We start from the raw sequence: 9,083 nt of genomic DNA on the forward strand, positions 1-9,083 counted from the left end.
GCTCCGAGCCGTAAAGGGACCGGTGGCAGCGCACGGGGGGCTGACGGCGCTGCCACCGGGGCTCCGCCCGAGGAAGGCGAGGACGGAGCGTCGAAGCGGTCCCCGCCATGGCGGGGACCAACAGGTCTCAGGCCGGCAGCGGCTCGCCGCGCTCCTTGCGGCTGCGATGCTCCATCGGCGTCGGGTCGTAATCGGCCCGGCCGCGGTGCTTGATCGCGCTCGAAGGCGGGGCCGGCAGCGGTCCGTCCATCGCGAAGCGATCGAGGACGTTCTTGGTCAACCGCGAGATGTTGTTGTCGCAGTTGTTCCACGGCAGCGAGCCGCAATAGGCGATCGAGGAGAAGGCGAAGCAGGCCCCCCCGTTCGGGGTCTCGTGGTAGGCGATGTCGCCGCGCACCCGCGGATGGGTGGTACCGTCCAGCCCCTGCTGATTGAAGCCGAAATCCTCCATGACGAGGAGGTAGGCCTCCGTGTGCCGCCCGGCCGAGGTCGCCACCGTCAGGGTGTGCGGGGGCGAACCCAGCATGGTGTCGACGATGTCGAGTTCGAGACCCGCCGCGCCGCCGCCGACCAGACCGAAATTACCGAGCTTCTCGTCGTAGTCGATGCCCTCGAAGGCCCAGGCGACGCGCTGGTCCAGGCTATCCGGTGTGCGCGAGAAGTAGCTCGACACGTCGAAGCCCTCGGACGACATGCCGACGCCGGCCACCGCGTGCAGGTAGCGCCCGCGGAAGCGCCACATCCCGCCGAGTTCGCCCGTGCCCTGATGGTAGTATTCGCCCGGATCGGCCCGCCAGGTGCGGATGCCGGATTCGCAGCGGCGCATCTCGGTGACGATGCCGCGGCCCTTGTCCTCGTAGCCCGGGTGGAACGAGTGGACCCAGTACCACGCGTCGGCGCCCATATACATGAGCCGGCCGCCGCGCTGCGTGTAGTTGTGGAGCGCGTCGAGCTGGGTTCCCGTATTGTGCTCCGGGTGCGAGCCGGTGATGATGACGTTGTAGTTCTCGATGCGCGCCAGCCCGTCGTAGGTGATGTCCTCGTCGGTGAAGATGTCGTACTCGTAGCCCATCGTCTCCAGCCAGTAGATCAGGTGGAGGTCGGCTGGGTATTGCCACGGCGCCTGGGCGAGGAAGTGGTCGTATTTCGGTCGGATCGACAGGATCGGCCGCAGGCGCGACGAGATCGAGATACCCGTGCCGTCGGTGTGGGTGTCGTAGATCGAGCCGCCGTATTCGCGGTGCTCGGACAGGAACATGTTCTGCTGCTGCATGATCGGCACGCGGTAGACGAACAGTTCCGCCCCGCCCGCATTGCAGGCCACGTGCTCGTTGGCATAGGCCATGTAGCTGATCGTCGGCACCATCACCGCGATCTTGGCGGTCTCCTGGCCGATGCGCGGCACCACCCAGAACGGGATGAACTCCTCGTCGCCCTCGGCCGTCGTCAGCTTGGCGGCGTAGAACCGGCTCTTCACGCCGGTCTCCGGCACGGCCCAGGCGAAGTCGGAGACCCAGCGGGCGTCGTCCACGTCGTCGTCGTGGAAGCTGATGGCGCCGTATTCCTGCGGCGCGTGCTTCCAGTCGAAGTTCTGGCCCGACCAGTTGTAGCCGGTCATCGCGCGGTTGGGGCAGTTCACCAGGGTCGCGTCGAAGCGGTAGGGCCCCTCGTCCTTCGCCGTCAGCGTGTCGATGCCGACGGAGAAGTTCCAGGCGGCGACGATGCACTCGGAGAGCTTTCCGGTCGGGCCGGCATTGCGCCGCTCGGTCAGGCCGGGCTGGGCGCCGGCCTTCATCATTTCGATCTCGGCGCGCGAGAGCGCCCGGTTACAGATGCGCGGGCTGTCGATCTTGCCGTTATACTTGCCGGCAAAGACCACGCCGGCCGGCTTCGAGGAGGCGGCGAGCGGATCCTCCGGCGCCAGCCGCTCGACATAGGCGCCGAGCGCCACCGGGACGGGGGCGTGGGCGATCGCGACCTTCAGGCTCGCCCCGACCGGGGCGATCTCGGGATCGAGGGCGTAGACCACCTGCGGCTCGTGGATCAGCGTGACGGTGCCGGTGGCCGCGTCGAAGGTCGCGGCGCAGAAATGCCAAGCATGGTCGCGCAGCGGCACGCCGGTCGTGATCCGGTGCTCGTTGATGCGAAGCTCCAGGCAGCCCTCCTCGTTGATGAAGAGGCCGTAGCCGCACTCGTTCGACCACTTCGTCACGAGCCCCTGCGGCCCGTGCTTCCAGTAGCGCGGATGGGTCTTGGGCGCGGTCGGCCAGATCCAGCACTGGAGCGTGAAGCTCTCGACGTGGAAGGGCTTGGCGTCCGGCACGTAGCCGTAGGAGCCGCCGTGGATGATCTGCTTCTTGCCCGCATAGGTGCCGTTGACCGCCGCCTCGACCGGCTTGTCGATGTAGCCGGGGCCGCGCGGGTTGGTGTCGCCGTTGATCATCTGGACGATCTCGACCTTGTACTCGGACGGACCGTCGCAATTGACGTAGAACTGGATCGTATCGCCGGGATGCACGCCGAATTTATCAGCGTAGCCGGTCAGCCTCATGGTGGTCATCGGGTCAATCCTTTGGGGAGCGTCTCTGGTCCACGCCCCGACGGGTCCGCGCGTCCTTGCGCGAGGGGGCGCTGGGAGGCGCCTGCGGCCTCCCGCTGATCGACGGTCTGGCGAAGGTTCGGCCGCTCAGGTGACCGGCCAGTTGTCGTCCTTACGCTTCCAGCCCTCGTGATAGTCTTCCGGGAAGCCGAAGCTCTCGGAGAGCTCGTCGAGGCGCATCAGGAAGATGGCGTGCTGGATTTCCTGCTCGTCGGTGTAGATCTTGTCGCCGACGAATTCGGGGGGCACGCCGCGAATGCCGGAGAGCCGGGCGATCCGCCATTCGGCATCGACCTGGGTACAGATCACGATCAGCTTGCCCTTTGGGCTCGCGCCGCGCATGCGCAGCAGCACCCGCTTGAGCACCGGGTCGGTGTGGACGCCGCCGGTCACCACGGTGGTGTCTCCGGGCGTCTCGCACAGCACCACCGAATTACCGGCCACGCCCTTCATCGAATCCATGCAGGCCTTGTGGGCCGCGATCAGGCGCTCGCGCTCGGGCGTGCCCTTCTTCGGGATCAGTTCCATCGTCGTCGCTCCTCGTGGGTCCCGGCCGCGCCGTTGCGGCGGGAGATGGTTGCGGGCCCGCACGCGCTGCCGGTGCAATCCGGCGGGCGGCCCGTTCCGGCGGGGCCGCGATGCCCCGCTGAGAAGTTGAGATGTGGGCAGACCGCCCCATAGTATTCGGAAACATAATTCCGAATACACCGCCCGCCTTTGTTGATTGAATTTAAGACGTTTCCAGTCTATCGGTCAAGCATGTTTTTCTTGTGAGGAAACGTTTTTTACGCTGAGCTCGAAAGATGTGTCCGTCCTTGTAAGGCCCGGCGGCGCGACCCGTCCAGGCAGGACAGCTCCCGGACGGCTTGCGCCTCACCTCGCCATGACGCGGATCAGATCGTCATGTGCCGCTCGATCAGTTCGTCGGTCATCTCGCCGATCGGCCCGCGGGCGACGATGCGGCCGTTCTCCATCATCAGGAAGGCGTCGCCGAGCTTGCGCGCGACCTTGATGTGCTGCTCGGTGAGGATCAGCGTGATGCCGAACTCCTTGTTGAGCCGCCCCAGCGTTTGGCCGATCTCGGCGACGATATTGGGCTGGATGCCCTCGGTCGGCTCGTCGAGGAGCAGGATGCGCGGGTTGGTGGCGAGCGCCCGGGCGATGGCGAGCTGCTGCTGCTGCCCGCCCGAGAGCAGGCCGGCCTTCCGGTGCAGGTTCTGCGCGAGATAGGGGAACAGGGTGAGGCAGAGATCCGGCACGTCCTGGCGCCCGTCGGTGCGGGCGAAGGTGCCGAGCAGGATGTTCTCCTTGACCGTGAAGTGCGGCAGGATCTGGCGTCCCTGCGGGATGTAGCCGAGGCCGTACTTGGCGCGCACATGCGTCGGCGCCTTGGTGATGGCGTCGCCCGCGATCCGGATCTCGCCGGAGGTGCGGTCGGTCAGGCCCATGATGGTGCGAAGCAGCGTGGTCTTGCCCACCCCGTTGCGCCCGAGCACGCACAGGCACTGCCCCTCGGGCAGGCCGAGGCCGACATCCTTCAGGATCGGCGTCTTGCCGTAATAGGAGGTCACGCGGTCGAGATCGAGCAGCATCGTCAGACCTCCGGCTCGCCGAGATAGACCTCGCGCACCCGCGGGTCGTTCTCGATGTCGCTGAGCTTTCCCTGCGCCAGGAAGGCGCCCATGTGCATCACCGTGACCACGTCGGCGATCTGCCGGACGAAGCCCATATCGTGCTCGACCACGATCAGGGTGTTGGTGCGCTTGAGCTGGTTGAGGAAGACGATGGTCTTCTCGATCTCGGATTCGGTCATGCCCGCGACCGGCTCGTCGAGGAGCAGGATCGCCGGGTTCTGCATCAGCACCATGCCGATCTCGAGCCACTGCGTCTCGCCGTGGGAGAGGAAGCCTGCCTCGACGTCGAGACGGTCCTTGAGGCCGGTCAGCGTCGCCACCTCGTCGAGCTTGGCCGAGAAGCCCGCGGGCCGCCGCCGCAGCATGTTGCGGAACGGGTTGACCTCGCGGCTGTAGGCCACCTCGAAGTTCTGGCGCACGCTGAGTTCGCGAAACACCGCCGGGACCTGGAATTTGCGGCCGATGCCGCGCTGGGCGATCTCATGCTCGCTCAAAGCGGTGATGTCGTCACCGCGCAGGACGATGGAGCCGGAGGTCGGCTTCTGGCGCCCGGTGATGAGATCCATCGTGGTGGTCTTGCCGGCGCCGTTGGGGCCGACGAGGCAGCACAAAGTCAGTTCGGTCACGTCGAGACTGAAGCCGTTGATGACCTTGGTGCCGCCGAAGCTCTTGTGCAGGTCGCGGATTTCGAGAACGCCCATCATCCCCTCCCTTACTCGCCCGCCGCCGGGGCACCGGAGATGGCGTGCGGCAGGTCGGGCCGCGCGTGCTTGCCGGGCTGGCGCGCGAGCGCGCCGAGCACCTTCTCGAGGAGGCCCGCCAGCCCCTTGGGCAGGAAGCGCACGACCACGATGAAGAAGGCGCCGAGCATCAGGAGCCAAGTCGCCAGGAACTGGTCGCCGAGATAGCTCTGGCCGCCCTGGATCAGGAAGGCGCCGAGGATCGCGCCGAGCAGCGACAGGCGCCCGCCGATCCCGGCCCAGATCACCATGCCGATGCTGAAGGTGGTGTCGAGCTGGGCCGGCGAGACGTACTGGATCAGCATCACCCAGAGGCAGCCGGCGAGCGCGGCGATGAAGCCGGAGATCGCGTAGATGCAGGTCTCGTAGAGGGCGACGTTGTAGCCGAGGAAGCGCACCCGCTCGGGGTCGCCGCGCAGGGCCTGGATGACGAGGCCGAACTTGCTCTGCGTCAGCAGCTTTGCGCCGACCGTGACGGCGATGAGCCCCCCGCAGACGATCCAGTAGGCGGTCGGGCCGTAGGGGTCGATGTCGGTGCCGAACAGGCTGAGCGGTGCGGGCGGCGAGATGCCGTTGGCGCCGTTGGTGTAGGGCTGCATATCGAGGATCAACGTGGCGAAGGCCGAGAGCATCGCCAGCGACATGATCGCGAAGAACGGCCCCGAGACGCGGGCGCGGAACATCAGAGTGCCGAACACGACGTAGAACAGCGTCGGCACGATCAGCGCCAGCAGGATGCCGCCGCCGGTGCTCCAGAACGGCTGCCAGAACCAGGGCAGGTGCTCCAGGCTGTTGTTGAGCATGAAGGGTGGGATCGGGTTCGACTCCGGATCCTGCGACTGCATCTGCATGGTCATGGCCATGCCGTAGGCAGCGAGCCCGAAGGCGATGCCCTGGCCGAGATTGAGGATGCCGCCGAAGCCCCAGCACAGGCTGATCGAGAGGGCGAGCATTCCGTAGATGCCGTAGACGGCGAACTGGTTGAGCAGGAAGCCGTCGGAGACGAAGGCCGGGATCAGGGCGATGCTGACGAAGAACAGTCCGTAGACCGCCCATTGCGCCGGCTTGCTGTGATAGAGATTGCGCGTCGTCATCTGCGGGTGAGACTCTTCATGACGGGCGGGAAGAAGGGAGAGGCCGGCGGGCCTCCCGGAGCGGCGTTTCATCGGCGGCCCTTGGCGACGGCGAAGAGGCCGCGAGGGCGGAAGCGCAGGAACACGACGATCAGCACGTAGAGGAGGAAGCGCGCGAAGGTGTCGTTGGCCATGAAGGCGAAGACCGACTGGAGTTCGCCCGTCAGCCCCGCTGCCGCGACGCTGCCCATCAGCGTGCCGCCGCCGACCACCACGACGAGGAAGGCCTGCACCACATAGGCCGTGCCCATGGTCGGCAGCACGATCGCCAGCACGCCGAACAGCGAGCCCGCGATGCCGGCAAGCCCCGCACCGAGGGCGAAGGTCGTCATGTAGACCCGGTCGGCATTGATGCCGAAGGAGGCGGCCATCTCCTTGTTCTGCATCACCGCCCGCACCTGCATGCCGAAGCGGGTGCGGTAGAACAGGTAGGCGGTCGCGGCGACGATGAGCGCGGTGATGCCGAGCACCACGAGGCGGAAGACCGACAGGCTGGCAAAGCCCAATTCGACGTTGCTCTGGAAGATCTCCGGCACGGCGATGTATTTCGGGTCGGAGCCGAAGATCAGCCGCACGCCCTGCATCAGCACGAGCGAGACGCCCCAGGTGGCAAGCAACGTGTCGAGCGGGCGGTTGTAGAGGTAGCGGATCAACCCGCGCTCGATCACGAGCCCGATCAGCCCGACCACGACGAACGAGGCGGGCAGGCAGAGCAGGAACGGCAGGCCGAGGGAGGATTGCAGGGCGTAGGAGGTGTAGGCGCCCAGCATGATGAACTCGCCATGGGCCATGTTGATGACCCCGACGGTGCCGTAGATGATCGTCAGCCCGATCGCGGCGATAAGCCAGATGCTGGCGATGCTGAGCCCCAGCACCAGGGCGTTGGCAAAGGGTGCGATGTCGAGGGACGTCACGGGACCTCCGTGAATGCGAAGGCCCGGCCGCGAAGAAGCGCGGCCGGAGCGGTTGCGCGGAACGCGTCAGATGACGTTCTTGCGGCTCTTGCCGTCGGGGGCGACGAGACCCGCGGCGGTGCATTTCCCGGCATTCGGGTAGATCGAGTACGGATCGGGCGCGACGTGCTCTTTGGCTTCCGAGACGATCTTGAAGCTGCCATCCGCCTGACACTGGCCGATCTTCGGCTTGAGCCAGGAATTGAAGTTGTCGCCGTCGATCCAGATCAGGCCTTCCGGCGAGATGTCGTCCTCGACCCGCACGCCGCCGCTGACGTCGCGGATCATGCGCGAGGTGACCTCCTCGACATTGCCGGTCTTCTTGATCGCTGCTTCGAGCCCAGCCTTGAAGACGTAGGCTGAGAGATAGGTCTCCTCCATATTGTAATGGGTGGAGCCGTTCTTGCCGTACTTGCTCTTGAGGAAGTTCTCGACGAACTTCTGGTTGGTCGGGTTGTCGAGCGACTGAAAATAGGGTGCCGACAGGAAGTGCCCGGCGCCGAATTCCGGCCCCATCGCCTTGGTCTCGATCTCACCCGTGGTGAGCGAGGCGATCGGCATGGAATCGACCTTGAAGCCTTCCTGCTTGAACTGCTTGTGGAAGGCGATGTCGGAGGCGCCGACGACGGTCGAGAAGATGAAGTTCGGCTTGGCATCGCGGATCTTGCCGAGGACAGGGCCGAACTCCGAGCTGCCGAGCGGGATGTACTCCTCGCCCACCAGCTCGCCACCGGCCTCCTGAAGCCAGATCTTGGCGTTCTTGTTCGACTCCTTCGGCCAGACGTAGTTCGAGCCGACGAAAAAGACCTTCTTGCCGAAGTTCTTGACCATGTACGGGATCAGGTCCTTCGAGTGCTGATTGGCCAGCGGACCCGTGCAGATCGTGTTCTGGGTGCATTCGGCACCCTCGTAGCAGGTCGGATAGTAGAGCAGGCTGTTCTGCGACATCACCACCGGCAGGATCGCCTTGCGGCTCGCCGAGGTGTAGCAGCCGAACAGTGCGATCACCTTCTCGCGGATGATGAGTTCCTTGGCCTTCTCCGAATAGACGTTGAAGTCCGACTTGGCATCGACGATCACCGGCTGGATCGGATGCCCGGCGATCCCGCCGTTCTTGTTGATCTCGTCGATGGCGTACTGCATCACCAGGGTCGAGTCCTCCTCCGGAACCGCGAGCTGGCCGGACAGGGAAAACAGGAGGCCGACCTTGATCGGCTCGCCCTTCTTCAAGGTGGCGCCCCAGGCCTCGCGGGCCGTCGGCAGCCAAAGGTGCGGGGCGGCAATCGCTGCGGCGGCGAGCGAAGACTGCTTCAATAGCTTCCGACGTGTCAGATCCATCTCGTTCCCCTTAAATATTGTGCAGTTGCCTCGTTTTTGAGCGGACACTTCTCTCAACGCTCAATAAGTAAAAATTATATCCTGCAGAGAAACGCTACGGCGGCACCTTGCACTGCGTCAAGAGTGTATTTCTTGGTGGGACATTTTTTTTCTCCCGGGCAAAGGCGGCGGGCTCGGCGGGCCCTCGCGCCCCGGCCGTGGCCTCCGTGCAAGCAAGATGCCGCAAAATCCAAAAAGACCAAATTGGGAGTTGACCGTATAGGCTCTCCAGTGTCAGCGTAGTAGAACCAGACGGATATGATCAAAAAATACGCAAAAGCGCGGGTTTTGATCATGCTGCAAGAGAATCGGACGGCGCCGCGGCCAATGCCTCCGGCAGCCAGACAGCCGACAAACCCAGAAACCGGTCATCGGCTGTGGAACGGCTCTTGCGGATCGTTCGGCAGTCATGCGGACCCAGAAGCGGCAGGGTTGTGCAACGCACAATCCAACAACCTCAAAGACCAGCGAAGTCTTGGCCGCAATCAGCACAGCAAGGGGAATGTAGGATGCGACGCGGCGGATACGGAATGGAACCAGGATCGGCTCGGCCCGGACGAGTGGCACGGGCGGCCGGCACGCTCCTCGGCGCCCTGGCGTTCGGCCTGCCTGTGAGCGCCCTTGCGCAGCAGGCCTCTCCGGTGGGT

General features: G+C 65.2%; 7 protein-coding genes. All 7 read right to left on the reverse strand.

The window, feature by feature from the left end:
* Positions 1-127: 127 nt before the first annotated feature.
* The 7 genes from E4V01_RS18140 to E4V01_RS18170 all read right to left on the reverse strand — a co-directional run bounded on the left by E4V01_RS18140 (position 128) and on the right by E4V01_RS18170 (position 8,397).
* The gene (locus E4V01_RS18140) at positions 128-2,560 is read right to left on the reverse strand and encodes a N,N-dimethylformamidase beta subunit family domain-containing protein (protein ID WP_135299300.1); all 2,433 of its coding nucleotides are present in this window, start codon (positions 2,558-2,560) and stop codon (positions 128-130) included.
* 126 nt (positions 2,561-2,686) lie between these two features.
* A complete protein-coding gene (locus E4V01_RS18145; protein ID WP_060768931.1) occupies positions 2,687-3,127 on the reverse strand; it encodes a hypothetical protein in 441 nt (146 codons plus the stop codon).
* Between the two features lie 365 nt (positions 3,128-3,492).
* Positions 3,493-4,191: an urea ABC transporter ATP-binding subunit UrtE gene (gene urtE / locus E4V01_RS18150; RefSeq protein WP_135299301.1), complete on the reverse strand. Its 699-nt coding sequence runs from the start codon at positions 4,189-4,191 to the stop codon at positions 3,493-3,495.
* Between the two features lie 2 nt (positions 4,192-4,193).
* Positions 4,194-4,934, reverse strand: coding sequence for an urea ABC transporter ATP-binding protein UrtD (urtD, locus tag E4V01_RS18155; RefSeq protein ID WP_060768933.1), 741 nt, complete (start codon positions 4,932-4,934; stop codon positions 4,194-4,196).
* Positions 4,935-4,945: 11 nt separating this feature from the next.
* Complete coding sequence (gene urtC, locus E4V01_RS18160) at positions 4,946-6,067, reverse strand: urea ABC transporter permease subunit UrtC (RefSeq protein WP_135299302.1); 1,122 nt, start codon at positions 6,065-6,067, stop codon at positions 4,946-4,948.
* A 68-nt stretch (positions 6,068-6,135) separates the two neighbouring features.
* A complete protein-coding gene (gene urtB, locus E4V01_RS18165; protein WP_135299303.1) occupies positions 6,136-7,020 on the reverse strand; it encodes an urea ABC transporter permease subunit UrtB in 885 nt (294 codons plus the stop codon).
* A gap of 66 nt (positions 7,021-7,086) precedes the next feature.
* On the reverse strand, positions 7,087-8,397 hold the full coding sequence (locus E4V01_RS18170) for a transporter substrate-binding domain-containing protein (RefSeq protein ID WP_060768936.1): 1,311 nt from the start codon (positions 8,395-8,397) through the stop codon (positions 7,087-7,089).
* Positions 8,398-9,083: the final 686 nt, after the last annotated feature.

Origin of the sequence: Methylorubrum sp. Q1 (assembly GCF_004683995.1) — a bacterium.
In the GTDB taxonomy this organism is placed as follows: domain Bacteria; phylum Pseudomonadota; class Alphaproteobacteria; order Rhizobiales; family Beijerinckiaceae; genus Methylobacterium.